General features: G+C 44.0%; 26 protein-coding genes. 22 read left to right on the top strand and 4 right to left on the bottom strand.

Annotated features, from left to right (window positions below):
- Positions 1-131: 131 nt before the first annotated feature.
- The 3 genes from KQI_RS0110640 to KQI_RS0110630 are packed head-to-tail and all read left to right on the top strand — an operon-like array spanning position 132 to position 2987.
- Positions 132-1181 carry a FecCD family ABC transporter permease gene (locus tag KQI_RS0110640; protein ID WP_411830924.1) on the top strand — a complete coding sequence of 350 codons (1050 nt, stop codon included), beginning with the start codon at positions 132-134 and terminating at the stop codon, positions 1179-1181.
- Between the two features lie 4 nt (positions 1182-1185).
- On the top strand, positions 1186-1947 hold the full coding sequence (locus KQI_RS0110635; RefSeq protein WP_010346767.1) for an ABC transporter ATP-binding protein: 762 nt from the start codon (positions 1186-1188) through the stop codon (positions 1945-1947).
- Positions 1948-1961: 14 nt separating this feature from the next.
- Positions 1962-2987, top strand: a complete 1026-nt coding sequence (locus KQI_RS0110630; RefSeq protein WP_010346766.1) for an ABC transporter substrate-binding protein — start codon at positions 1962-1964, stop codon at positions 2985-2987.
- Positions 2988-3209: 222 nt separating this feature from the next.
- Here the strand turns inward: KQI_RS0110630 and KQI_RS0110625 are convergent, their stop codons facing one another.
- Positions 3210-3920, bottom strand: a complete 711-nt coding sequence (locus KQI_RS0110625; protein ID WP_010346765.1) for a class I SAM-dependent methyltransferase — start codon at positions 3918-3920, stop codon at positions 3210-3212.
- 195 nt (positions 3921-4115) lie between these two features.
- On the opposite strand from KQI_RS0110625, the gene KQI_RS0110620 reads away from it, so the two are divergent.
- Together KQI_RS0110620 and KQI_RS26785 are read left to right on the top strand one after the other, a co-directional pair.
- A complete protein-coding gene (locus KQI_RS0110620; RefSeq protein WP_010346764.1) occupies positions 4116-4895 on the top strand; it encodes an SAM-dependent methyltransferase in 780 nt (259 codons plus the stop codon).
- 4 nt (positions 4896-4899) lie between these two features.
- Positions 4900-5295, top strand: a complete 396-nt coding sequence (locus KQI_RS26785) for an ABC transporter permease (protein WP_010346763.1) — start codon at positions 4900-4902, stop codon at positions 5293-5295.
- Positions 5296-5390: 95 nt separating this feature from the next.
- On the opposite strand, the gene KQI_RS27855 is transcribed toward KQI_RS26785, so the two are convergent.
- The 3 genes from KQI_RS27855 to KQI_RS0110605 all read right to left on the bottom strand — a co-directional run bounded on the left by KQI_RS27855 (position 5391) and on the right by KQI_RS0110605 (position 7843).
- Entirely contained in the window at positions 5391-5954 is a 564-nt protein-coding gene (locus tag KQI_RS27855) for an AEC family transporter (protein ID WP_080572133.1), read from the bottom strand.
- Positions 5914-6318, bottom strand: coding sequence for an AEC family transporter (locus KQI_RS27410; protein ID WP_080572132.1), 405 nt, complete (start codon positions 6316-6318; stop codon positions 5914-5916). Before KQI_RS27410 ends, KQI_RS27855 begins: the two co-directional genes overlap by 41 nt.
- A 466-nt stretch (positions 6319-6784) precedes the next feature.
- Complete coding sequence (locus KQI_RS0110605; protein ID WP_010346762.1) at positions 6785-7843, bottom strand: substrate-binding domain-containing protein; 1059 nt, start codon at positions 7841-7843, stop codon at positions 6785-6787.
- A 379-nt stretch (positions 7844-8222) separates the two neighbouring features.
- Between KQI_RS0110605 and leuB the strand changes: the two genes are divergently transcribed.
- From leuB to zwf, 17 genes are all read left to right on the top strand, one after another.
- Positions 8223-9323 (top strand): 3-isopropylmalate dehydrogenase, encoded by a 1101-nt coding sequence (leuB, locus tag KQI_RS0110600; RefSeq protein WP_010346761.1) that lies wholly within the window; start codon positions 8223-8225, stop codon positions 9321-9323.
- A gap of 1 nt (position 9324) precedes the next feature.
- Positions 9325-10467, top strand: coding sequence for an aconitase family protein (locus KQI_RS0110595; RefSeq protein WP_010346760.1), 1143 nt, complete (start codon positions 9325-9327; stop codon positions 10465-10467).
- 10 nt (positions 10468-10477) lie between these two features.
- Entirely contained in the window at positions 10478-10987 is a 510-nt protein-coding gene (locus tag KQI_RS0110590; protein ID WP_010346759.1) for a LeuD/DmdB family oxidoreductase small subunit, read from the top strand.
- 7 nt (positions 10988-10994) lie between these two features.
- Complete coding sequence (locus KQI_RS0110585) at positions 10995-12260, top strand: 3-isopropylmalate dehydratase large subunit (protein ID WP_010346758.1); 1266 nt, start codon at positions 10995-10997, stop codon at positions 12258-12260.
- A gap of 21 nt (positions 12261-12281) precedes the next feature.
- Complete coding sequence (locus KQI_RS0110580) at positions 12282-13634, top strand: 2-hydroxycarboxylate transporter family protein (RefSeq protein ID WP_010346757.1); 1353 nt, start codon at positions 12282-12284, stop codon at positions 13632-13634.
- A 137-nt stretch (positions 13635-13771) separates the two neighbouring features.
- On the top strand, positions 13772-14761 hold the full coding sequence (locus KQI_RS0110575) for a D-isomer specific 2-hydroxyacid dehydrogenase family protein (protein WP_010346755.1): 990 nt from the start codon (positions 13772-13774) through the stop codon (positions 14759-14761).
- 397 nt (positions 14762-15158) lie between these two features.
- Positions 15159-15710, top strand: a complete 552-nt coding sequence (locus tag KQI_RS0110570) for a TetR/AcrR family transcriptional regulator (RefSeq protein WP_010346754.1) — start codon at positions 15159-15161, stop codon at positions 15708-15710.
- A gap of 127 nt (positions 15711-15837) precedes the next feature.
- A complete protein-coding gene (locus tag KQI_RS0110565) occupies positions 15838-17088 on the top strand; it encodes an MFS transporter (RefSeq protein WP_277813523.1) in 1251 nt (416 codons plus the stop codon).
- Between the two features lie 127 nt (positions 17089-17215).
- Positions 17216-17527, top strand: coding sequence for a LiaF transmembrane domain-containing protein (locus KQI_RS0110560; protein WP_010346752.1), 312 nt, complete (start codon positions 17216-17218; stop codon positions 17525-17527).
- 88 nt (positions 17528-17615) lie between these two features.
- A complete protein-coding gene (locus KQI_RS0110555) occupies positions 17616-18284 on the top strand; it encodes a PspA/IM30 family protein (RefSeq protein ID WP_010346751.1) in 669 nt (222 codons plus the stop codon).
- 7 nt (positions 18285-18291) lie between these two features.
- Positions 18292-18777 carry a PspC domain-containing protein gene (locus KQI_RS0110550; protein ID WP_010346749.1) on the top strand — a complete coding sequence of 162 codons (486 nt, stop codon included), beginning with the start codon at positions 18292-18294 and terminating at the stop codon, positions 18775-18777.
- Positions 18777-19481 carry a PspA/IM30 family protein gene (locus tag KQI_RS0110545; protein ID WP_010346748.1) on the top strand — a complete coding sequence of 235 codons (705 nt, stop codon included), beginning with the start codon at positions 18777-18779 and terminating at the stop codon, positions 19479-19481. The genes KQI_RS0110550 and KQI_RS0110545 overlap by 1 nt, the downstream gene beginning before the upstream one ends.
- A 146-nt stretch (positions 19482-19627) precedes the next feature.
- Entirely contained in the window at positions 19628-20275 is a 648-nt protein-coding gene (liaF, locus tag KQI_RS0110540; protein ID WP_010346747.1) for a cell wall-active antibiotics response protein LiaF, read from the top strand.
- 15 nt (positions 20276-20290) lie between these two features.
- Positions 20291-21370 carry a sensor histidine kinase gene (locus KQI_RS0110535; RefSeq protein ID WP_010346746.1) on the top strand — a complete coding sequence of 360 codons (1080 nt, stop codon included), beginning with the start codon at positions 20291-20293 and terminating at the stop codon, positions 21368-21370.
- Positions 21348-21998 carry a response regulator gene (locus KQI_RS0110530; protein WP_010346744.1) on the top strand — a complete coding sequence of 217 codons (651 nt, stop codon included), beginning with the start codon at positions 21348-21350 and terminating at the stop codon, positions 21996-21998. The genes KQI_RS0110535 and KQI_RS0110530 overlap by 23 nt, the downstream gene beginning before the upstream one ends.
- 800 nt (positions 21999-22798) lie before the next feature.
- Positions 22799-23569, top strand: a complete 771-nt coding sequence (locus tag KQI_RS0110520) for a YwmB family TATA-box binding protein (RefSeq protein WP_029390110.1) — start codon at positions 22799-22801, stop codon at positions 23567-23569.
- A gap of 187 nt (positions 23570-23756) precedes the next feature.
- Complete coding sequence (gene zwf, locus KQI_RS0110515) at positions 23757-25313, top strand: glucose-6-phosphate dehydrogenase (protein WP_010346742.1); 1557 nt, start codon at positions 23757-23759, stop codon at positions 25311-25313.
- Positions 25314-25507 lie beyond the last annotated feature (194 nt).

Raw genomic sequence — 25507 nt, 5'->3', positions numbered from 1 at the left:
TGGGCAGAACCAATTGAATTAAAGAAAATTATAGCGTAGTATGTACATGATAATGATAATCAATATCATGTATACATATTATATTTTACCAGGGAGGTGAATTCTTGAACAGCAAAGACACTACAAAAGGGATGGGCAGTTTATACTATGTTATGATTCTTTTTTTAATATGCCTGATTCTAATATCTGCCGTCTATTCCGTATCGATCGGGCAAGTCCATATTCCGTTTGGACAAGCCATGGACATTATGGTTCATACATTGACAAATGGCCATTGGGGTTCACTGCATCAAGTCGACAGCGAATCTTATTTAAATATTATTTTGCAAGTTAGAATGCCGCGCGTCATTTTCGCCCTTCTCATCGGAATGGGACTTTCCTTGTGCGGAACCATAATGCAGGCGGTAGTTCAAAATCCGCTCGCTGATCCATACATACTTGGTATTTCGTCGGGAGCTTCGCTGGGAGCAACCTTTGCCATTCTGGTCGGGTTTGGAAGCGGCGCTTTATTATCACAGTTTGGTGTGGCCTTCGGTGCATTCGTTGGCGCTATGATCACTTCGGTCGCCGTGCTTGTGTTGTCCAGTATAGGAGGAAAGGCGACATCGGTGAAGCTGGTTTTATCAGGAGTAGTCATTGGTGCCTTGTGCAGCGCATTTTCGAGTTTGATCATCTATTTTGCCAACAATGCCGATGGGATCAAGACGGTGACGTTCTGGTCAATGGGCAGTCTCGCTTCGTCAAGCTGGGAGAAAGTTCCGATTTTGGCGGTCGTGGTTTTGCTTGGCTGTATCTTGTTCCTTTTTCAACATCGGGTATTGAATACGATGCTGCTAGGTGATGAGTCTGCGATTACGCTTGGCATTAATCTGAGTGCTTATCGCAAGTTTTACATGATTGCTACGGCCCTCATTACAGGAACCATGGTTGCTTATGCCGGAATGATAGGTTTTGTAGGCCTTATCGTCCCGCATATATCCAGAGGCATATTCAGCGCCGATCATAGGCGGTTGATGCTAGGAACGCTCCTGTCAGGAGGACTGTTTCTAATATGGTCGGATATTTTATCGAGAACACTCATTCATAATGTCGAATTGCCCATCGGAATCATTACTTCTGTTATTGGTTCTCCATTATTTATCTATATGATTGTAAAAAAAGGGTACAATTTCGGAGGGTAGCAGCATGGAATTAACCGCGGAACAAATGGAAATCAGGATCGGCAAAAAAGAAATCATTAAAAATGTCTCCATAAGAGTGAAAAATCAACAGTTCGTGGGCCTGATAGGGCCGAATGGCTGTGGGAAATCGACGCTGCTAAAAAGTATTTATAAAAGCTTAGTGCCCCAGAAAGGCACCGTTTTTTTAGATGATATGGATGTACTGAAAACCTCCGAAAAAAAAGTATCCCAGCAAATGGGGGTGGTCAGCCAATTTAATGAAATGCATTTCGATCTAACCGTTCAGCAAATGGTAATGTTGGGGCGGACGCCACATAAAAAAATGCTGGAATCCGATAAACAAGCGGATTATGACATTGTAGAGGAAGCATTAACTAGAACGAATTTGCTCGAATACAGGAATCGCAGTTTTTTATCGCTGTCCGGCGGTGAAAAGCAGAGGGTTATTTTAGCAAGAACAATTGCACAACAGCCCGGGTTTATGATTTTGGATGAACCCACGAACCACTTGGACATTCGCTATCAGCTTGAAATTTTATTCTGCGTGAAAGAGTTGAACATAGGTGTACTTGCAGCTCTTCATGATTTGGAAATGGCGGCCTATTATTGCGATTATCTCTATGCGATAAAAAATGGCGAGGTGTACACGCACGGTACGCCTGAAGAGGTTCTGACGCCGGAAACGATCGAGTTGCTGTATCAAGTAAAGTGCCAGACTTATATTAACCCTGTGACCAAGGGGTTAGGGTTTGCTTATGGAATATAAATGGGGGGAAGATTGTGAAAAAGAACGTGTTGTTGGGGATTCTATTAACCTTTATGTTGATATTGAGTGCTTGCGGTAGCACGGAGAAAAGCGGTTCAGACAAGCCACAAGGCACAGCCGAGAGCCAGTATCCTGTTACCATCCAGAACTATGCGAAGGTGGAAGGCGGCACAACGTGGGAGAAGAAAGACCAGGTTTTCGATAAAGCACCTGAACGGATTATGGCTAACACGAGACCTGCTGCAGAATTGTTGTTGCATTTGGGACTGGCTGACAAAATTGCCGGGGTGGGCGCAAACTTCGGCGCACCGGACAAATCGGTGGAAGCTCAATACGCTAAATTGAATATACTGAGCGATAGCTACGTGGGTAAAGAAGTGACCTTGGGAACCAGCCCTGACCTGGTATTTGGCCGGGGCGGTTTGTTTGATAATGCCGATTGGGGAGTCGGAACTGTCGATACGCTTAACGGTATGGGGGTCAAAACCTATGTCCTTGAATCCTCCGTTACTGGGGGGAAGTATGAATCCATCTATAAAGACATTGAGAATGTAGGCAAAATTTTCAATGTGAAGGAGCAGGCAGACAGCTTTATTAAGGAGTTAAAGGGAAGACAAGAAGCTATCACTTCTAAACTATCCGCCATCAAAGAGGATAAAACATTTGCTTATTTGCATATGAGTGACCCAAAAGAAGTTAATGTTTTTGCCGCGGGTGATGAGACATTCTTTAATGACTCGATGAAAATGGTCAAGCTGAATAATATTTTTGAGGGTGAAACAGGACAGGTCAGTGTAGAAACCTTGATTAATGCCGATCCAGATGTCTTAATTATTCCAGATTGGTCGAATAACGGTGGCACTACTCCTGATGCGATTAAACAGGCGCTTTATGCCAACTCCAAGCTATCGAGTATGAAGGCGATCAAAAACAAACAAATTTATGCTGTCGATTACAATTATATGTTCGGATATGGCTATAACACCATAGACGGGATGGAGATTCTAGCGAAAGAAATGTATCCGGATTTATTTAAATAGGGCAGTGAGATGTATGACTCACAATCGAGTGGGGAACCGTGAGCTTCGCGCCTCCTCGCTGGCATACCAAAAAAAAGGTTTGTACAATTGTTTAAATAATTGTACAAACCTTTTTTTATTTCAAGCAGCTATTCTGATTTTTGTGTGGCGTTCAATAATAGCTATCAATAATACGTTAGGGTTAGTATCCCGTTTTATCTTTTATTATGAGTATTAAGACACCTATTTGGATGCGATAATAACGAGCGCTGGTGATTCTATGCTATAGGGAGACTTGCCATAATCACCGTATACCGATATAGAATGAAATCCGCAATTCAGAAGCTCGTTCTGAAGTTGGGCTTTTGTAACAGGATAAAGAAGGATCGCATTTGAATGAGTATCTGAGTGATCTTCCAAAATTGTAGTAAACCTGATTTTATGATCTAAAGGCTCATACTTACGAGTAAATGTAAACGTGTCTTTTTGTATCAGCGGGAAGGAATATTTTTGGTGACGTAATACATTCTCGAAATTTACAGTTTGAATGACCAGCTTACCCTGTTCATTCAGCATGTCATATGCAGCTTGAAGAAATGTACATATTTCATTGAAATTGTCCAGATGGGCAAGAGTGTTGCCGATACAATAAATACCATCAAACGTTTCATTTAACTGGGGTATTTGCTGCATGCTGTTTGGCATCACTTTTATATGAAGCTGGTCACGGTTTGCTTTTTCCTTAATCTTAACGGTCATGCTTTGTTCGGGTTCAGCTGCAGTAAGGATATAGCCAGCCTTTGTCAAAGCAATCGCAGTGTTGCCCGTTCCTGCGCCCACGTCAAGCAGAGTGGAGGCGGCTGGGAAGCAGGAGGATAGAAAGCTGATTTGCTTGTCATTTGCAGGAAATATTTCATCATAATATGGGGTTAATACTTGATAGAATTTCGTCATATTGTTCGCTCCTCAATTACTGTATTGTTAGAGATATGGTGTCCAACATAAAGGTGTTTAACCGATTTAATAGAAATATACTCTTTTTTTTTACGAATCTAGTGATTCCAATCACAATCATGTTAATAGTAAGACCTTATACTTCGAATATGATAATGATAATTATTATCAATTAAATCAAAGAGGTGCCACTACATGAATAAAACTGCTAATGAAAAGTCCGCCCATCTATTTCTAGCCTCTCTGGGTAAAACTAGATTGCGTCCAGGAGGTAAAGCTGCAACGGAAAGAATTCTGGAGGCGTGTCAAATCACCCCTGATACAAAGCTGCTTGAGGTAGCTCCCAATATGGGGACGACAGCTATTCATATTGCCAAAACCTACGGTTGTAATGTAACCGGAATCGATCTTCATGAACCAAGTGTGCTGAAAGCCCGGGAAAACATCAAAACCCATGGTTTGGAAAACTCCATTCATATTGAGTTTGGAAATGCTCTTTCCCTTCCGTTTGCGGATGAATCGTTTGATGTTGTTGTTAATGAAGCCATGTTGTCGATGCTTCCTCTGGAGCAGAAACGCCAAGCCCTCAAAGAATTTATGAGAGTTCTGAAACCCGGGGGACGACTGGCAACCCATGATTTGCTGGTACGGCTTGACCCGGAGAAGGAGGAAAACCGTTCGCGACTGAACGATCTCCGGAAGGTACTTTATGTCAACGCTCAGCCCATGATGGAGTCAGCCTGGAGTGCACTGTTTAACGAGAATGGATTCAGCAAAATTGACGTTAATACGGGAAGCATGACGCTGCTATCTCTAAAGGGACTTATTGTAGATGAAGGGTGGGAGGGGACCATTAACCTTCTAAATAATGCCTGCCAGGATCAAGACAGCAAGCAATATTTATTCAGATTGATCAGCACATTCGACGACAATGCTGACTTATACGGTCATATTACTTTTGTTGCTACCAAGTAAACTTATGCAGCAAAAGGATATCAATGATAATCTACTGTTGGAATTTCATGCGATCAATAAGAAGTTTGGTGGAAAAACCATTCTGAATGATTTTTCCTGCAAGTTATACAGAGGTGAAGTTATCGGCTTGTTTGCTTATATTATTATTCCCGGCCTGGCTGTTCCGATCCTCACAGGAATCACCCTGGCTGTAGGTTCGGCTGTACGAATTACAATTATGGCCGAATTGCTAGGAAGCGACAAGGGGATTGGCTACTCCCTCGCTTTGGCAAGAGTCAATATGGATACGGCAAAAGTATTTGCCTGGACTGCGGTGAGTATTATCCTGATAATCGTTATCGAGCATATGATTTTACGCCCTTTGCGACAATATATCATGCGCTGGAATGCAGTAGAATAGGCTCTGAATGAAGATTAATTATATTATTAAAATTCGCGGGAAGCATTAAATAAAAAATCAGGGGATCCGGATGACCTTGAAACGGGAGGCTGATGCTACAAAAAATTGGCTGCTTGAAGAATAAGAGGGATGGTAATGAGACTAGCAAGGGTTGATAGGGTCATAACTTTACAGGGGAAGACAACATCCTTGCCTGTCAATTTGGAAAACAGTACAGAAAAGCCGGCAACGGGACATGCTGTCGGTATTAAACTGCAGAGCAGCAGTTCGCCCCTTACTCCTAATGCATATAGCAAAAACAATAAAGCAAAGGGAAAAACCAGGTTTCTCATGGCAACCCCAATCCAGGAAAACAAGTCGGTAAATAAATTGCTAAATGAAATTTGGGTCATTGTCGTACCGATTACAATCATGGAAAGGGCAGTATTAAGTTGTGAAATGTATTTGACGGACAGATAAATTGGGCTCGGCAATGAAATTGAAAAACAGTAAAGCAATAGACCTATAATTGACGCAATGATATTTGGATTTAACATTGCTTTCATAATAGATTTTTTATCAGTCTTACCTGAATAAAGCAAAAAGCCGTGTGTCCATATAAACAAACCGTAAATACTGTTATAGGCTGAGCCATAAAACAGTCCATTGCTCCCCCCCAAGAGACTCCAACAGAGGAAAACCCATAAACCCACAATTTGAATATGTACTGGAAAAGCGCAAAACGCATCTTTTCTGATCTTCAGGCACGAACTTCTTGTTGAAAATCATTGTGGAAACAAGAATACTGAAAACATGAATGCCAAAAGTGATAACACACATAATGAGGAAATTCCGCAACATGCTGCTCAAGAACTTCATCTGGAATGAATACAAAATAGCGCATGGCAACACAACATAACTTAATAATGTGGTCATCTGATCGGAACCTTTTTTGTCGATTACGCCTTTTTTGGCAAGGGCATATCCAACAGCCATGAGTAAAAATAGTACTAATACCTGGTTGAGCATCGTTAAAACTGCCATTCAGAGTCTACACGTCAAGAAGTACAAAAGATATATGCACTCTCTTGTGGTAGACACACCCCCTTTATAATTAAAATCATAGAGGCTGGAACCGCTTGAAACATCCCCAAAAAGAGCTTTCTCGCCATATACACTGATTAGTAAGTATTAGTAGCTACCGTAGTTACTTCTATTCGAGAATATTCTTCATCATAACTTCTGTCAAGCATTTCCATTACACTAGGCTCATAAATCTGGTTGTTTATTGACCTACTGTTGATTCAAAAAAAACGGCTATGATTCCCCAGTGGGTTTAAGAAACTTCTTTCGCAAAAAAAGCATCATGCTGAAATGTGTTTCAACATGGTGCGTTCATTTCACAAAAAAAAGTGCCTGCTCCATTTATTTTAAAGAGACAGGCACTTCATTTACCTTGAGAGTAAAGAGGAGATTACAAAAATCAAGGAACGGGCCTTTGATCAGCCCTTCATGCCCTCGGAAAGTTAAGGACATCATCCGGCGGTAACGGAAATGATGCTCGAACATAAGTTGTCGGAGCTATTTCTTGATGAACAGGCAACAACCGTTCATGTAGGTTCTTCTTGGATAACGATTTATAAAGTATAGAGATAGCTGCTGCGGCTATTTTCTCGGATGGAATATCGATGGCCGTGATGGGCGGCGTAGAATATTGGGTGGCATCCGGTCCAGTCATCCCGATTGATATGATGGCAACTTCTTCAGGAATACTAATATTCAAACAGTTAAACTGATGGACCATTCCCAGAACGATGGTATCAGATTCGCAGAATATAGCCTTAGGCCGGTCGGGCATTTGGAGATATCTCCCGGCTGCAGCAACACCGCCGGCAAGCGAATTTGGCGCCATAATGATGTGTCGTTGGTCGACCGAAATATGCTGCTTCCCGCACTCTTCAAGAAAAGCGGTTATACGCTGGCTGGAAGCAACATAAGGACTTTCCACCGCCACCACTCCGATTCGCTCAAACGACTGTTTCGTAAGCAAGGAAACCGCCTCTGTCGCAACTTCGTGGGAATCAACATAAACTGTGGAGAATTTTTTAGACTGGCGATTAATCAGAACGATCGGCATGCGGGGTGATAATGACTCCAAATAGGCAAGGTCCGCTTCTGAAGTAGCGCCTATAATAATTCCGTTATAAGTGTTATTCATGATCTCTTTAGCATCTTTGGCGAATTGATCATTCGTATAAATACGTATAACAAGCTCGCAATCAAAGTGTTTCTTTTCTAATTCAGACTGAATCCCCGCCAACAGTGCCGCTAGCATATTCGTCCGGGCGTCTAATGTCCAATATAAGGCAATGATCGGCTTGGCCTGATCCAAATTGCGTAGACGTCTTGCACTGACATTTGGCTGATAACCCAATTCATCCATGGCTTTCATGACTTTATTGTAGGTTTTCAAGGGAATATTCCGTTCCTTCGCTTTGCCGTTGACGACAATGGAAACTGTCGAAACGGATACCTCAGCCAATTTAGCAACATCCTTCATTGTAGCCATCTTAAAGTCCCCAATCCAACATAAATGATTGACCATACTTTCTTATCGATAAATGTGAACATTTGTGAAAGATAAAATATGGTCTTGATTTGCTCATTTTATTGATATAAAATGAATTTGTCAATCAAGTACAACGTTATACTAAAACGTTGTACTTGATTGCAATTCCAAAATTCGGCCGAATCTTTAGAAAGGAAGTTGGCGAATGTCTTAGATGTTAGCAATGGAATTAGTATTGTTTATTTTTTAGTAAAACGTTGTACTAAATCTGTGTATTCAAACTCTTATATGTTTCCAGCAAATCCAAGGAATATAACGGTGAACGTCTTGGATGATTAAAATCATTATTCCGTAATACCAAAAAGAGAAGATGGGGTAGATGGCATATAAAATCTCAGTTATTTATGGAGATGGTATCGGCAAAGAAATCGTTGATCAAACAATCAAAGTGATGAATGAAGTCGGCAACGTATTTCATCATACTTTTCAGTTCGAGAGATGCGATGCCGGAACCGAGGCTGTTCAAAAGTACGGCGATCCCCTTCCTGACAAGAGCTTGAGGCAATGTCAAGAAAGCGGCGCGATTTTATTGGGTAGCCTTTGGCTCGACCGTTATCCGGAGTTACCGCAAGAAAAGCGTCCCAGCTATGTCTTATCCCTGCTGCGGAAAAATCTACAGCTTACGACAAACCTGCGGCCGATTTCCGTTTATAAATCGCTGGCGGATTTGAGCCCTCTAAAGAATAACATCATTGGAGAGGGATTTAATATTCTTATGCTTCGTGACCTGTCCGGAGGTATGCTCATGTCCAAAAAGTACCGTGGCATCGGACAATACGGTAAAGAGGCAGTCGATGAAGAGTATTACAATGAGGAAATCATCAAAGCAAGCTCTCATGCTGCTTTTAAATTTGCCCGCCAGCGTAGCAAAAAGGTCACAAGCTTGGATAAGGCGGTCATCCTGGAGAGTTCGAAATTGTGGCGTGAGGTTGTACAGGAGGTTAGCGCAGATTATCGGGATGTAACTCTGGTGAATCAGTACATTGATGATGCCGCTGCGCAGGTCATTACCAATCCTCATAACTATGACGTCGTTCTAACGTCCGGTATGTTCGGAGATATCCTCTCGGATGAAATTTCCGCATTAGCAGGAACACCGAATTTACTTCCGTCAGCGGAGCTCAATCGTCAAGGCAAAGGATTGTTTACACCTAACCAAATACACAATAAGGATTATTCCATTGTAGGCAGAGATATCGCCAATCCGATCGGATCTATTTTATCAGGCGCTATGATGCTACGTTTTGCTTTTGGTTTGGAAGAAGAAAGTCAAGCCATTGAGAAAGCGGTTAAACGGGTGCTAAATGAAAAATACGCAACAAAGGACATCTACTTATCAGGCAGCACACTGATTGGAACAAGCGCAATGGGATCTATCATATCCGAGAAGATAAGGGAATTAGGAAAGGAGCTAGCTTGATATGACGATGATCGAATCCATTTTGAACGAAAAGTCCGGGGGAACTGCAGTGATTGAACCGAACTATATCGTTCTGAATGACAGCTTATCATTGGATATTGTAAATGAATTGGAAAATATAAAGCAGCTAGAGGCACCTGAGCGGGTAATCGTGATGCTCTATTTTGACACTCCCGCAGGGAATTTCATATCGGCCGAAATTCAGAAGAAACTCATTCATTTCGCTCGCAAGCACGAACTGAAATTTATCCAATCCCAAGGCATCAGTTATCACGTTCTGCTGGATCAATATGTAAAACCAGGCGATATCGTTGTTTCGCCAGGCAAGCACAACAGTATATTCGGTGCAAAGAAGGCTCTCGGGGTACACGTGGACCCTGCCGAATTGCTTAATGTGTGTATAACCGACCAGCTGAAATTAGCAGTCCCGGAGACCATACACATTGAAATTACTGGTCAACTGAAGCCAGGGGCGTCCATTAAAGATTTTATGCTCTCATTTTTAGCATCGAACGAGCTGAGGAACCTTAATAAAGCTATTGAATTTTATGGAGAGGGACTGAATGACTTATCTCCGAATGAAACCGCGGACCTCTGCCAATTGGCTACCAGAAGCGGTGCAGTGACGGCTTTTATTCATATGGATTATCAAGGACCTGGCCAAGAAAGCTATGACCTAGGAGACGTGCAACCTATGGCTGCTCTGCCTGGATCGATTCATCAATCGAAAACCATAGCTGAATTGGAAGGATCTCCATTGTCTGCCTGCTTCATCGGCGGCTGTACGGGAGGCAGTATTGAGGATTTGAGACAAGCGGCTGCGATTTTGAAAGGAAAACGGCTCCCAATCCAAATGAGGTTATCCATCGGACCACAAACCAATGAGATTTATAAGCAGGCAATTTCCGAAGGGTTAATTCAAACCTTTATTGATAGCGGTGCGCAGATTTTGAGCACGGGATGCGCCAGTTGCGTAACAACTTCAAAAGGTGTTATCGGTAAAGGCGAAACGATGCTATCGTCCAGTTGCTGGAATTATAACGGTTGTAATGGTTCAAAAGACTCCCAAGTTTACCTGGCTTCTGCAGAATCTGTTGCCAACTCCGCATTGAAGGGCTGTATTACATTAAATTCTAAGAGATGAGGAGATTTTTATGGAAAAGAAATTTGGTGGCAAGGTATGGAAACTGCCGGACGACGTTGACACGGATACCATCATTGCCGGCCGTCATGGTGTCATTCTCGACAAAAAGGAAATGGGCTCGCACTGCCTTGAAACGCTTCGTCCCGAATTTGCTTCCCAGGTACACCCTGGAGACATTATTGTAGCTGGCAAAAATTTCGGCTGCGGATCATCACGGGAAATGGCCGCTGAAGCGATTAATGTGCATGGCGTTTACTGCATCATCGCTAAATCATTTGCGCGAATTTTCTTTAGAAATGCGATCAACAACGGAATGCTACTGATTGAAAGTGCGGAAATACCCGACAATTGCGAAGAAGGAGACATCCTGACTGTCGAGATGAATCAAGCGGTTACAGTCAACGGCAAGAAATTCAACATTCCCAAGGTACCCGATAATTTATTTGAAATTATTCAAGACGGTGGCTTAATCCCTAATATTATTAAACGAATGGAACAAGCAGAGGCAGAAGGGAGATAACAAAATAATGGGACATACACTGGCTGAAAAGCTATTAATGAAAAATACAGGAGAGAAAAGCCTGGCTCCTGGGGACATTGTGATTGCTCGGCCTGATCGATATATGATCCATGATATTTATACTTCATTTTTAAAGCGGGCTTTAAAGGATATGCATGTGACCAAGGCGGTTTATCCAGAGCGGGGAGTGATCATCTTTGACCATCTGATGCCGACAAACCAGGTTGATACTGATCCCATCCATTTTGTGGACGGGCTCGAATTGGCTGAGAAATTCCAGATTAAAAACGTTCATAAAGGCGAGGGAATTTGCCACTCGCTGATGCATGAACTGAGATACGCAAGACCTGGCGAAATCGTCGTGGCGACGGATAGCCATACAACCACCTATGGCGGCGCGGGTTGTTTCTGTACAGGCATCGGACATACGGAAATGGCGGCGGTTATGGCAACGGGCGAGGTTTGGCTCAAAGTCCCTTCCGCCATCAAGATTGTGCTAGACGGCGACTTTCAAAAGGGCGTCGGGGCAAAAGATATCATTTTGAAAATACTTGGCGACATTAAGTCGGACGGGGGCCAGTATAAGTCGCTGGAATTCACGGGAAATGCGGTACGCAACATGAGTATACAGTCACGCTTCACCATAGCCAATATGGCTTTGGAAGCCGGCGCAAAGGTCGGATTGTTCGAAGCAGATGAAAAAACAGCCGAGTATTATGATATGGACTATAAGGACATTTCCTGGCTGAAAATAGATGAGGACGCCGAATATGAACAAGTTCTTCGTTACGATGTCAGCGAACTCGAACCTCAGCTTTCATGCCCGCAAGGGGTTGACAATGTCCACCCTATTTCTGAAATCGAAGGAACGAAGCTGAATCAGGTTTATATCGGATCTTGCACCAATGGCAGCATTGAAGATATGGAAATGGCCGCGAAAATTCTTGAAGGAAAAAAAATAGCCTCTTTCCTGAAAATGATTGTGATCCCTGCAACGATCAACGTCTATAAAGAAGCACTGGAACACGGTTATATTCAAACCTTTATCGATGCCGGTGCTAGTGTCTCACATCCTTGCTGCGGGTTATGCTGCGGACAGCCATACGGATTAATGAGTGATGATGAGGTAGTGCTTGGTACAAACAACCGGAACTTTATCGGCAGAATGGGAACCAAGAAGTCACTGATTTATCTGTCTTCACCAGCAGTGGCCGCAACTTCTGCGTTAACGGGGGTTATCACTCATCCAGCTAAACACCTTGCTCTACAATAAACGATTAGATGGGAGATTACTATGGATAAGCAAATTAGTGTTCCCGCCGTTCCGGTAAAGATAGATTTTAAAACCAAGTTTAGAAGCATAAAAATCTCGAGTTTGCCGTTAAAATACTATATTCCTTTTTCGATCATCATTTTGATTGCGGCCTACACCGGGAATTTGAATAAGGACATTATCGGTTCAATTGCGTTTCTCTTGATGGCAGGTGGTTTGTTCTCATATGTCGGAGGCGTCATTCCTATTTTGGGCAGTTGGATGGGAGGCGCGATCCTCCTACCGTTATTCGGCGGCTCCGCACTCGTGTATTTTGGACTGATCCCAGACTACGTACAGACGAATATTTCGGGCTTGATCGGATCGGGTTTTGTCAATCTATTTTTGTCGGCAATCATCATCGGTTCGATTCTAAGCATGGATCGAAGGGTGCTCGTGTCCATCTCATTACGGCTTTTACCATGTATTATTGGTTCTCTCGCTTTTGTATTTGTTTTCTTATTTCTGGGTTCGCTTCTGACGGGTTCATCGCTGCTGCAGGGTCTTTTTATGATCGGTTTACCGAATTATACAGGGGGATCTTCCGGTGCGATAGCCGTCGTTCCGTCTATTTACAGCCCGATTTTTCACAAGCCAGCTGGAAGTTTTTCCGGACAGTTTCTTGTATACATGAATATTTCGAATTTGGTTTGCGTCGTTTTCGCCGGTTTGCTGCATAAACTCGGTAAACGTTTTCCTTCCTTGACAGGTAATGGCGAATTACTAAAGGAAGCACGCAAGAGTATGGATCAACCCGCTGAAGAAAAAATAAAATCCACGGGCACGGGTGATTTGAAAAAAGATATAACAAAGTTAGGCATAGGCTTATTTGTTTCGGTTGCTTTTATGATTGCTGGTAACATTTTGCAGAGCCTCGTACCGCAGCTTAACTTTATTGCCTGGGCTGTAATTTTGGTTATTATCGTGAAAGCAACCGGCTTTTTGGATGATACTTTATGCCAATCCAGTGACTACTGGCAAGGGTTTATGGTTCGTAACTTTTTACCATTCCTGATCACGGGGATCGGCATTTCATCGCTTGATTTGAGCCAGGTGACCTCTTACTTCACAATTGCAAATTTTATCATTATCACTTTAGGGGTCATTGGCTCTGTGGTAGGGTCACTAATAATCGGTAAGCTCATGAAGTTCCATCCCATTGATGCTATGATCGCCGTTGGCCTTAATTTAGGAAACCTGGGAGGTACCGGCGCTATTGGGGTCTTGTCAACTTCGGAACGGATGGGGATGATGCCGTTTGCAACCATCGCTAACCGAATTGGGGGAGCCATAATGGTTATTATTATCAGTTTATTGCTTCCGTTCTTCTTATAATGTACTGCGCTTAGATGTATGCTTTGTTCGGTTGACATTTTATAATATATGGGCAGCAAAATGTGAAAAAATTCACATTTTGCTGCCCAGTAACGTGTATTTTTTCAAATCCATATTACTGAAAGGAGTTACTAACCTTGAAAAAAATCGTAGCCTACCGTGCGAGATCTGATGAAATGGCATTCTTTGAAAAGTTTGAAAAAGAACTTAAATTAGACATCAAATACGTGGCTCAAGAATTAAACCCGGAGACTGCAAGTCAGGCACAAGGTGCCCAGGCTGTAACGATACAAGGGAGCAACAAAGCCGACCGGGCAACTTTACAAGCTTTAAGCAGGGCTGGTGTCAAATATCTCGCGTTGAGAAGCGCCGGGTACAATTATGTAGATATTGCTGCAGCTCAAGAGTATGGCATACACTTTTCCAATGCGTCCTACTCGCCGAACAGTGTCGCTGATTTTACCACGATGTTAATCTTAATGTGTGCGCGAAAAGCCAAACAAATCCTGGCTCGGAACGCCGTACAGGATTACACTTTGGCAGGTATTCAAGGCAGGGAAATCAGAAACTTGACCATCGGGATTATCGGTACCGGTCAAATCGGGGCAACGGTTGCCAGAAATCTTTCTGGATTTGGCTGTAAAATTCTCGGTTACGATGTTTACGAAAACGATAATTTGAGGGATTTGATAGAGTACGTTTCGCTGGAAGAATTAATAACCAGCAGCGATGTGATTACCCTGCACGCACCGTTATTCGATAGCAACTATCACATGATCAATCAGGAAAGCATCAATAAAATGAAGAATGGTGTCTGCCTCGTGAATTGCGGGCGTGGTCCGTTAATCGATACCGAAGCGCTGATTCATGGCATTGAGACTGGGAAAATAGGCACAGCAGCACTGGATGTCATTGAAGATGAACTGGGTATCTTTCATGAGGATCACCGTCTGAATGTCCTAAGCAATCACCAGTTGGCCATCCTAAGGACATTTCCCAATGTAATCATAACGCCACACACGGCATTTTATACTGATCAAGCGGTGAGTGATATGGTAGAAATTGCGTTAAAATCACTCCTATCTTTTATGGATAATGGCACTAGCCAGTGGGAAATACAACCATAGATCACAAAATAAGCTTTTTTAGAAGTCATTTTGATTCATCAAAAAAATGCCGCAACATTATGTGAGCACATAACACCGAAGCATTACCATTGTTTAAAGAAGCAGTGGTAATGCTCTTGTGCATCAAATTCATGCCAACCAGATTGGCAATCACAGAAATCAATCCGTTTGCTGAATTTGCATAGTGCGATGCTGTACTACCAAAACCGGACTCGGTGAGAATCGTTGTTCCGTAATACATAAGGTGTAACGTGGATAGTTGGTGTATTGCTAAAGGTAAGAGGTATACTTAAATCTTTTTAAATGTAAATTTGACCGGGTTTGATGTGCATAGTAGAATATTGGTACTGAAAAAACTTTTTTAGTTTTATTGAACATGAAGAAATGAGGGATGAATATGAAGGAAAGGATTTTAGAAGCTTTTGTGGAGGAAGCGCATGAAAGTGGTTTGAAATTTACTATGGATGACCTTGCGAAAAGACTCGCTATTAGCAAGCGTACCTTATATGAGCATTTTTCATCCAAAACACTCATTTTAGAAACGCTTATCGAGCGTACGAGTGATGACATGATTCGAATCACCGAGCAAATTATCGGAAACGATCAATTAACTTTGTTAGAGAAGATTAAGCAGGCGATCAGGGTCATGCCGCAATATTATGAGTTTTATGATTTGCGAATACTGGAACAAATGAAAAAATATTATCCTGAGCATTGGAAAAGAGTGCATGCGGATTTGAATGATTGGCCCCAACTCAGAACATTAATCCAGCAGGGTATCCGGGAAGGAATTATTGTAAATAAAAACGAGGCGCTCATTATGAGACTTATTATTGATTCTATAAATTTGACGCTTGATCAGCGTTTCTTTCTGGATAATAGTGTTACGGTTGAGGAGGCTACTTATTCTATCGCAGATATTTTGTTATTTGGATTGGCCGAAAAATAGAAAATGTCCTTAACGATCTATCTTATTGGAAGAGGTCATTTCTTTGCAAGAAAACTGAAAAAACAATTTAGGTTTTCTTGTTCCTAAGAAAAGAGAGAGCGAATTAAACGAACGATAAATACAAGAGATACAGAAAAGGAATGGTGGAAATATGTCTATACTGACACGGAACCGGGGAGCTATGCTTTTATTGATGCTTAATATTTTTTTGGCATTCATGGGGATTGGCCTGGTTGTACCTGTTTTACCTAAGTTTATAAGTGAGCTAGGGATGAATGGCTCATCGATGGGGCTGATGGTTGCAGCTTTTGCACTGACACAGCTTTTGTTATCACCCTTATCGGGAAAGTGGTCTGATCGTTATGGACGCAAAAAATTGATTGTTGCTGGCATGATCGTTTTTATGTTATCTGAACTTGTCTTTGGACTTGCTAGTTCTGTTCCAATCTTGTTTGTTGCACGAATCATGGGCGGGGTAGGAGCAGCGCTTCTTACTCCTTCTATTATGGCCTATGTTGCTGATGTGACCTCATTCGAGGAAAGAGGCAAGGGAATGGGGATGATTAATGCAGCGATCAACACAGGCTTTATTATTGGACCAGGGATTGGCGGTTTGCTTGCCACATATGGAATACGTATTCCCTTTTTTGCAGCCGCAGGAGCCGCAGGGATAGCCGCTATCTTGTCCTGGCTGGTGCTGCCGGAATCCTTAAGCAAAGAAAAGCAGCAATATAATAGAGAACTTCCACGTCAACGAGAAAACCTTTTGCAGCAATTTGCCAAGTCATATCGTTCTCCTTATTTTATGGGCTTGCTGATTGTATTTGTCGTTGCGTTTGGGCTAGCTAACTTTGAAACGGTATTTGGACTGTTTGTTGATCATAAATATGGTTTTACACCGATGGATATTGCGATCATTATAACGACAGGCTCCATTTTGGGTGCAGTTGTTCAAGCAACTATATTTGGCTGGATCATTAATCGTTTTGGCGAGAAAAAAATAATTCACAGCTGTTTGGCAGTTGGGGGACTGTTCATTTTTCTAACCCTGTTTGCCGAAAAGTACGCGATGATTATGCTGACGACCTTCATTATTTTTCTGGCTATGGATATCCTTCGTCCGGCAGTAAGCACTTCTCTGTCGCGACAGGCGGGGGATGAGCAAGGGTTTGTGGCAGGTATGAACTCCTCCTATACAAGTTTGGGGAATGTGATTGGACCGCTGATTGCGGGGGTGCTGTTTGATGTTCATATAAATATGCCTTATATGGTTGCAGCGATAGCATTATTGGTGTGTCTCGTCCTTTCACTCCGCTTTAAGCAAGCGGGAGAGCCGCGCTCAACAACCCATGTAGCAGAACAGCATAGAGGTGGATAGCCGCAGGTCTGTATATATCCCCGACTAAGGTCTAGGTTCAAAAACCGTCTGGGGTCCGTTTTGACGAACGCTTGATCAGCGTACAATAAGGACATAAGCAAGACACAGTGAAAGGCGGTGAGAGATCATGAGAGTTAACAAAGGGAATGGCCTGGCAATTGCATTGATCGTGTTAGGCTCGATTTTGCTGCTTGGTAAGTTTACTCCATTTTTCGGTTACTTTTTAGGACATCTGATTGGTTACTTAATTCCGATAGCCATGATTATGCTGGGGTACTACGGTGTGAAAAGAGGAAATGCACTCTTCGGCTGGATCGTGCTTGTGCTTGGGGTACTGATTTTACTGGGCAAATTATCCTGGCTCATTGGGCCGCTGCTGGCAATCGGGTTAATCATATTTGGTGTATCCATGCTGAGCGGCCGCAGAAGACACTACTGATTTTGACAGTTTGAGGAATGAAGAAGGTTATAGAAAACAAGCAGTATTGAAATTGTGAAAATACGAAATGTGAAAGGAGCAGGCGCTAATGAGTGTTTTTCGAAGAATGCGTGATATTACGGTAGCAACCTTCAATGAGCATTTGGAACAAAGTCAAGATCCGGTGCAACTGATTGACCAGTTTCTATATAATACCCGCCAGGAAATCGCCGAAGCGGAAAAACTCCATCAGCAATATGCAGTGCATACAAGACAGATGAAGCAGCAACTGGATCATGCATTGTCCATGCAGGCCAAACGGGAGGAACAGGCGCTACTGGCTTTGAAAGCAGATGAAGAACACGTTGCCAAGCTGGCCCTTCAGGAAAAAATGCTGTATGCAGAAAAAGAAGAGCAGTATAGAGAGCTGTGGGAGCAGAGCCGTGAATCACTACGTGAATTGGAGCAACAGCTGGATACATTAAAGACAGAATACCAAACGGTACACAGTAAGCGTCAGTATTATGCCGCACGTGTACAAACATTGAGACTCCAGCAACAGATGAACGAACGGGCAGGTACATACGGCGGACGAAATGTTCCCCGAATGTTCAACCGCTTGGAAGACCGGGTAGCCGATATGGAAGCAGAAACGCAGAGTCTGCGTGATTTACGTCGGGGTGAGGAGCATGCAAGGGATGCTCAAGGCGGTGGATCGCTGCTCGAACAAGAGTGGGCGAGACTGAAAAGCAAGCTGAACAACAGCGGGAAGGAGTAAATTGATTATGACCCGAATTTACCGATCAAGCCGGGATAAAGTATTAACTGGGGTATGTGGCGGTCTTTCTGACGCAACAGGAATGGACTCAACTTGGATACGTATTCTGGTTGTGATCAGTTTCTTTATTACTGCAGGTACCACCTTTATGATTTATGTGATTGCTGCGCTGGTGATCTCCAAGGAGCCAAGATCTCCTTTTGATGGAGGATTTGGTCCAGATAGCGGTCCCTACACCCAACAGGACCCACGCTATTATGGCGGTAATAGTACAAGATCGCAGTATGGACAGGGAACTGGTTACAATCAGGGCGGAGCATACGGCAATTCGAACCCGTTTGGTCAAGATGCCCGCCATTCATCCAAATTTAATACAGGCCACAATAGTGATCTGGATTCCATGATGGAAGATATCGAGAAAAAAGCAATGAAAAAGGAATTGGAAGAGTTACGTAAAAAAGTAGAGCAATTTGAGAAGGGAGAACGTAAATAATGGGAATCTTTAAAAGAATGAAGGATATGACAAGAGCATCGGTGAATGAAGTGCTGGATAAAGTGGAAGATCCGGTTATTATGCTAAATCAGTATTTGCGCGATATGGAGGCAGAAATTCACGAGGCTGAGGTAACGGTTGCCAAGCAAATGGCAAATGAACGTCGCATGAAACAGCGCTTGGAGGAAGCTGTACGTGTATCCAATGAGCGCGAAAAGCAAGCCGAATCCGCATTGCGGAATGGTCAGGAAGAAGTAGCACGCAAGCTGCTGGGCGAGAAGATTTATTTTGTGCAAAAGCAGGATGAGTACCGTGACTTGCACACACAAGCTGAGCTTCAAGCCAAAGAATTGGTACAGCAGCTCCACGACATGAAGGATGAATTCTACAAAATGCGCAATAAGCGTAATGAGCTGGTATCCCGTGCCCAAATGGCGAAAGCCAAAAAGCAAATGTCGCAAATCAACAGCTTGCATACGATTGAAAGCGGGTCTGCTTCGCTCGGTTTCCACCGCATGGAAGAAAAAATCATGCAAATGGAGGCAGAGGCTGACGTACTGCGTGCTCCTTATCGTCAAGCTCCGGGAGAAGCATATGTCAATCCGGCAGAGGCTGAAAAACAATTCAAAGTGGATGAGCAGTTTCAACAGTTGAAGTCCAAAATTCAGGCAGGTGCTAAACCTGTAGATATTAAGAAGGACTGACTACTCGGAAACAACACATTATGATATGCTGTATAGATGGACACTAGCCAATAACAGTGCTCAATCTGTACGGTTCGAGAAGCCATATGGCGGTAGTCGCGCCACTATGGCTTTTCCTTCCTGTATAAACAAAAAGGGGGTGCAACATGGAGAGAAGAAAATCAGCCTTGGCACTGGCAGGGATCGGCGTCGGAATTATAATTTTATTCGGTCAGTGGATTGGTTTCCTCTCCGTGGTTGCACTGATCCTGATGTTGATTGGAATATATAAGATTCGCAATTCCAAAATCAAAAAGGGATATACGATGCTCGCAATCGGAGCTGGGCTGCTGGTGCTGGATCATCTGTTTTTGTTTGTGGTGATCACTTTAGCCTCGTTGGCTGCGTTCTATTCACGTTCCAGAAAGCTGCATAAAGGCCAAAGCTCTATATTTAAGCACAACTTTATATCCAATCTTAAATGGGACGAAGTGCCGTGGAGCTTACGCAGCACAAGCATATGGCATGTGGTTGGGGATGTGGATGCTGATTTGACGTTGGCTATTCCGGAAGAACGTGAACCCGTCATATTTTTGCAGGGGATCTTCGGTGATATTGACATCACGCTACCGGATAATTACGGTGTAGAGGTGGAAATGTTCGTGCTGTTCGGGCAGATTCAGTTTGACCGTGATCATGAAGCGGGTCTGCTCAATCGGATGGTTTGGAAGTCACCGAACTATGCGCAGAGTGAATGTAAAGTGAAGTTTGTCGTTTCATATTTAGCGGGCGATGTACGTGTCCGATTTTATTGATCAGGAGGAGCCGGGATGAGTCATAAAAAAACGTCCAACATGGTAACCCGCAGTATGGGTGAAGGTATCCTCCTGTGTGTTGTTGTGGGCGTAGTTGTCTTTTATATGCTGTATACATATGGATATGTGAAGTCGTTCCCGACCTGGGGGATGATATTGAAATTTGTAGGAGCCGTAATACTGGTGTTGATTGGAACAGGGGCCATATACGGATTTTATGAGAGCTATCGCTTTAAAAGCAGGCTGGAAATGCTGAGAGAGACGCTGCTGATGTGGGAAAAGGGAACTCCTGCACGTGAGCTGCCGCCACTGGGCCATGATGAGCTGGGCAGGCTGGGCGAGCAACTGGAGCGAATCGGACACAAGTGGCAGGAGCAGGTTACGTCTTTGCAGCGGTTGTCTACAAATAATGCCCAACTGGCAGAGCAGGCCCGGATAACTGCGATTGTCGAGGAACGGCAACGGTTGGCCAGGGAGCTGCATGATGCAGTATCCCAGCAATTGTTCGCCATCTCCATGACGGCGACCGCTGTCGGCAGGACGCTGGATAAGGATTTTGATAAAGCGCAGCGTCAAGTGGCACTGATTGAAGAAATGTCTTCCGTGGCGCAATCCGAAATGCGGGCGCTACTGCTTCATCTGCGGCCTGTCTATCTGGAAGGGAAACGACTGGAGCAAGGCTTGCGTGATTTGATACAGGAGCTGCAGGCGAAGGTACCGATGGAGATTGATTTTGAGATAGAGAGCGGAGTACAGTTAGTTAAAGGTATTGAGAATCACCTGTTTCGTATTGTTCAGGAAGCTATGTCTAATACGTTGCGTCATGCCAAAGCAAACCGTATGGAGATTCGTATCGTGCAACGGCCGGATTCCGTCCGTTTGACAATTCGGGATAACGGTGTTGGATTTGAACTGGATGAGAAAAAGCAGACTTCATATGGATTATCCACGATGCAGGAACGGGTCAGCGAGATTGGAGGAGCTATTCAGTATATAACGGCTCCGGGAAAAGGGACACGGATTGAGGTGTCAGTGCCAGTTATTAATGATGAAAGCGGAAGGAACGATGATCATGGAAACGGGATTACCGATTAGCGTACTGCTGGTAGACGACCATGAAATGGTACGGATTGGCCTCGCGGCAGTGCTGGGTACGGAAGAAGGCATAGAAGTGGTTGGCGAGGCTGGGAGCGGAGAAGAAGGCATACGGTTGGCTACGGAATACAATCCGAATGTGATTTTGATGGATCTGGTCATGGATGGCATGGACGGCATTGAGACGACACGTCAAGTGCTGCGTCTGCTTCCAGAGACGAAGGTCATTGTGCTGACGAGTTATTTGGACGACGAGAAAATGTATCCCGTCATTGAAGCGGGGGCATTCAGCTATCTGCTCAAAACGTCCCGTGCATCCGAGATCGCGGATGCGATTCGTGCAGCTGCACGCGGGCAGTCTGTGCTAGAGTCGCAGGTAGCCTCCAAGATGATGAATCGATTCCGCCAGCCACAGGCTGAGGCACCCGCGCATGCGGAGCTGACGGATCGAGAAATGGAGGTACTCCGGTTATTGGCACAAGGAAAATCCAATCAGGATATCGCAGATGAGCTGATTATCGGGATCAAGACGGTAAAATTCCATGTCACCAACCTGCTGGCCAAACTAGGTGTGGAGGATCGCACACAGGCGGCCATCTACGCCTACAAAAACGGATTAGCAGAGTAAAATGTAGAGAGACGAAGACAAAGAACCGGAGGACCAAATGAGTCTTCCGGTTTTTTCGTTATATTCACAATCTTTAGATAATAAGTAGGAACAAAAAGGCGATTAAGGCCAAATCAAGCGCCAACCCTGCCCCGTATCCATATCTGCCATATCGACCATATCCGCTGCCATACCCTGGTCCACCATATCCATATCCACCATATCCATATCCACCGTAGCCCAATCCTCCTGTGTCATAAGGATAGAATGGGCTTAGAACCCGGTTGGCTGGTCTAACTAAGGAATTTAGCTTCGCAGAAGGATTTGCTTTGTTTTTGGAATTTCTTTTTTTCTTTTTAGAGGATACCTTCTTGTCTTGTTGTTTCTCCTTGTTGCTATAGCTTCCGGAATAAAGGCTGCCGGGCGAGGAGGAAGGGTATCCGTTCAACATCAACTTGCCTTTACTACACCCGCTTAAGATGCCGACGTACCTCGTACCATCACGCATAACTGCACATACCATCTGACCGCCATAAGGTGCTACGCCGGTTTCAGTTATAGGGTAAATGGGAAACATGTTTTCACCTCTTTTGGGATAAGATGCGTTGTGATCCTAGTTTATTCTCACGGTGCCTACGATGTATGGTCGAACACCCAGTAGGCAGATGAATATTTTAAAAGGCATTGCTTCATTTTTGCGACGTATAGAACCTCCGGTAATGGGAATGCTATTGATAGATTTATAGATTTCAAACCAGCCCAAGAAGAAGGCATTCAGATCGTATTTGGAAACGGATGGTTACGAAGCGGGAGGAATGACGATGCTAAAAGCAGGGATGATAAAAAAAGGGATGTTTGCTATTGTAGTTTTGGGAGCGGTGCTGGTACTGGCTGGCTGGCGTTATGGAGCACTTCAGACGACTCGATATGATTCCCGTGAGGCAGAAGAAGCATTGCGTTCGTTGTTAACCGTCTCGGATCAGGCCCCCGGCACGCTGGATAAGCTGGTTGTGAAATGGCAAGGGGATTGGACTGCTAACGGTGAAAATCCAGAGGTTATAGCGGCACAGATAGCCGATCAACTGAATATGCCTGCTGTAAACAAGCTCGTGGAAAATGGTCACACGGTATATCGTTCTGTTCGTGACAGTGAAAGTGAAAGCCTTAATATGCGCTTAAACATGATGGAACGGCAGGCTAAGCAATGGTATGTGGTTGTTCAACTGGACAGTAGCGATGCAGGACGTGAGCAACTGATCCAGGCTCATAAGCTCTGTGCTGCGCTATTAAAGTCCGTGGGAGTACAAGCGCAGTGGAACACGACCGTTCAGCGTTCACTACATTCCGGGAAATCCGTGAGCCAGTTGTTGAAGCTGACAGAGGAGAGCTTAGCCAGAGACCTTTCCATGCAGGCCAAGGAAAGATACACAGATGCAACTACGCTGGCTGTATCCTATGAAGCTCCTGAGCTGCCGTTAAGCATTCAAAGCGGTGAACATCAGGTACATATGCAGATGGCTGTGCATGAAGATGGGGAAGAGCAGGATACACGTATCACACTTGGATTTCCGCTCATTACGATAGAATACTGACTTATAAGGTAAATTTATGATTGATCGGATGGCTTATCCATGTAGAATATGATAAAATGTCATCAAATCTTTAGTTCCATGTTTTTCGAAAATCAAGTATGATCTTGTTTAAATATACACAATACTACATGCGGATTTCGAGGATTGTGGATTGCGGAATCTTGACATGGGAAGAATGAGGTACTTCATGGCTGACATACCTGTTAAAGAATCTGTTGTGACACAAGGTGCAGTTTTGTTTATTTTTGGTGCTACTGGCGATTTGGCTCGCCGTAAGCTATTTCCTGCGATTTACAGCTTGTACCGTGAAGGAAAGCTTGCTGAAGATTTCGCCGTTATTGGTGTAGCAAGACGCCCTCGCACAGAGGAAGAATTCCGTAATGACTTGTACGCTTCCATACAGGAGTTTAGTCGCTACAAGGCAGAAAATGATCAAGAATGGCAGGCGTTTGCCGAGCATTTTGAATATAAATCGCTGGATATCAACAATGTTGAAGGCTTCCATGAGCTGAGACGGCAGACAGAGTCTATCGAGAACAAGTTTAACATTCCGGGAAATCGGCTGTTTTATTTGGCTTTGGCTCCTGAACTATTCGGTAACGTGTCGAAGAGCCTGAAAGAAGGCGGTATGCTGGATGGGAAAGGCTGGAATCGTCTTGTCATTGAGAAGCCATTCGGTTATAACCTCGAATCCGCAAAAGAGTTGAACGTTGAAATACGTGAAGTATTTGCCGAAGAAGAGATTTATCGGATCGACCACTATCTGGGCAAGGAAATGGTACAAAATATCGAGGTGATCCGGTTCGCCAACGCTTTCTTTGAACCATTGTGGAATAATAAGCATATTGCCAATGTGCAAATTACACTTAGTGAAACGGTAGGCGTGGAAGAACGCGGAGGTTACTACGATCATTCCGGAGCCTTGCGCGATATGGGACAGAATCATATGCTGCAAATGCTGACGATGATTGCGATGGAACCGCCTAGTCGTTTGCTGCCTGAGGATATCCGTGATGAAAAGGTAAAGGTGTTGCGCTCGCTGCGTCCTTTTGAATCGACTGAGGATGTGCAAACCAATGTGGTACGTGGCCAATACACAGAAGGTAGCTATCGCGGTCAGCAGCTGCCTGGATATCGTGAAGAGGACAAGGTTGATCCACAGTCGAACACAGAGACTTATTTTGCTTCTCGCGTGTTTGTAGATAATTTCCGTTGGGCGGGCGTGCCGTTCTATATTCGCACGGGCAAACGTCTCCCTGTCAAAACAACGGAGATCGTTGTGGAGTTCAAGAGCATGCCGACAAATGTATATCTCGGTCAAAAGCATAAGCTGGAGCCGAACCTGCTCGTCATTCGAGTCAATCCAATGGAGGGCATTTACATTAAAATCAATGCCAAGAAGCCTGGCTCCGAATCAGATATCGAGCCGCTGGCTATGGATTTTTGCCAAAGCTGCATGGTGGGAATCAACTCGCCCGAGGCTTACGAACGGTTGCTGATGGACGCGATTGAGGGTGACTCGACGTACTTCACGCGTTGGGATGAGGTTGCCACAGCTTGGGGATTCGTCGATCGAATCGCCAAGGCATGGCAGCAAACCCCGGATACGCTGGAAACCTATGCTGCAGGCTCATGGGGACCGGAAGGTGCCCACAAGCTATTGGAGCAGGATGGCTTCAAGTGGTGGCCGGTTAGCGGTCAGGATGAAGATAATGTCATCTGGCGGGTAGGCGGCGCTCAGTAATCCCGATTTGTCCAGCATCCCCCTATGTCCTGTTCAGGATGTAAGGGGATGCTTTGCGTTCGGAGTATGCTATAATAGCTTAGTCTCAGGTTTTCAGTTTGCAACTGATTATAAGTTAAAAGGCAGGCTAAAACATGTAAATAAGATCGTATTTATAATGAATATGGTGATGAAATCAGGCGTGTATCATGGCC

This window comes from Paenibacillus peoriae KCTC 3763, from assembly GCF_000236805.1.
GTDB lineage: Bacteria > Bacillota > Bacilli > Paenibacillales > Paenibacillaceae > Paenibacillus > Paenibacillus peoriae.
The sequence above is the reverse complement of the archived record's forward strand: the minus strand, read 5'-3'. Positions and strand labels throughout refer to the sequence as shown.

Coding starts and splice junctions, on each gene's coding strand:
- KQI_RS0110560 (WP_010346752.1), top strand. CDS start 17,216: ATGAGAGTTAACAAAGGGAATGGCCTGGCAATTGCATTGATCGTGTTA.
- KQI_RS0110605 (WP_010346762.1), bottom strand. CDS start 7,843: ATGGCTACAATGAAGGATGTTGCTAAATTGGCTGAGGTATCCGTTTCG.
- KQI_RS0110640 (WP_411830924.1), top strand. CDS start 132: ATGGGCAGTTTATACTATGTTATGATTCTTTTTTTAATATGCCTGATT.
- KQI_RS0110545 (WP_010346748.1), top strand. CDS start 18,777: ATGGGAATCTTTAAAAGAATGAAGGATATGACAAGAGCATCGGTGAAT.
- KQI_RS0110580 (WP_010346757.1), top strand. CDS start 12,282: ATGGATAAGCAAATTAGTGTTCCCGCCGTTCCGGTAAAGATAGATTTT.
- liaF (WP_010346747.1), top strand. CDS start 19,628: ATGGAGAGAAGAAAATCAGCCTTGGCACTGGCAGGGATCGGCGTCGGA.
- leuB (WP_010346761.1), top strand. CDS start 8,223: ATGGCATATAAAATCTCAGTTATTTATGGAGATGGTATCGGCAAAGAA.
- zwf (WP_010346742.1), top strand. CDS start 23,757: ATGGCTGACATACCTGTTAAAGAATCTGTTGTGACACAAGGTGCAGTT.
- KQI_RS0110590 (WP_010346759.1), top strand. CDS start 10,478: ATGGAAAAGAAATTTGGTGGCAAGGTATGGAAACTGCCGGACGACGTT.
- KQI_RS0110570 (WP_010346754.1), top strand. CDS start 15,159: ATGAAGGAAAGGATTTTAGAAGCTTTTGTGGAGGAAGCGCATGAAAGT.
- KQI_RS0110585 (WP_010346758.1), top strand. CDS start 10,995: ATGGGACATACACTGGCTGAAAAGCTATTAATGAAAAATACAGGAGAG.
- KQI_RS0110620 (WP_010346764.1), top strand. CDS start 4,116: ATGAATAAAACTGCTAATGAAAAGTCCGCCCATCTATTTCTAGCCTCT.
- KQI_RS0110535 (WP_010346746.1), top strand. CDS start 20,291: ATGAGTCATAAAAAAACGTCCAACATGGTAACCCGCAGTATGGGTGAA.
- KQI_RS0110625 (WP_010346765.1), bottom strand. CDS start 3,920: ATGACGAAATTCTATCAAGTATTAACCCCATATTATGATGAAATATTT.
- KQI_RS0110550 (WP_010346749.1), top strand. CDS start 18,292: ATGACCCGAATTTACCGATCAAGCCGGGATAAAGTATTAACTGGGGTA.
- KQI_RS27410 (WP_080572132.1), bottom strand. CDS start 6,318: ATGGCAGTTTTAACGATGCTCAACCAGGTATTAGTACTATTTTTACTC.
- KQI_RS0110595 (WP_010346760.1), top strand. CDS start 9,325: ATGACGATGATCGAATCCATTTTGAACGAAAAGTCCGGGGGAACTGCA.
- KQI_RS26785 (WP_010346763.1), top strand. CDS start 4,900: ATGCAGCAAAAGGATATCAATGATAATCTACTGTTGGAATTTCATGCG.
- KQI_RS0110555 (WP_010346751.1), top strand. CDS start 17,616: ATGAGTGTTTTTCGAAGAATGCGTGATATTACGGTAGCAACCTTCAAT.
- KQI_RS0110530 (WP_010346744.1), top strand. CDS start 21,348: ATGGAAACGGGATTACCGATTAGCGTACTGCTGGTAGACGACCATGAA.
- KQI_RS0110635 (WP_010346767.1), top strand. CDS start 1,186: ATGGAATTAACCGCGGAACAAATGGAAATCAGGATCGGCAAAAAAGAA.
- KQI_RS0110520 (WP_029390110.1), top strand. CDS start 22,799: ATGCTAAAAGCAGGGATGATAAAAAAAGGGATGTTTGCTATTGTAGTT.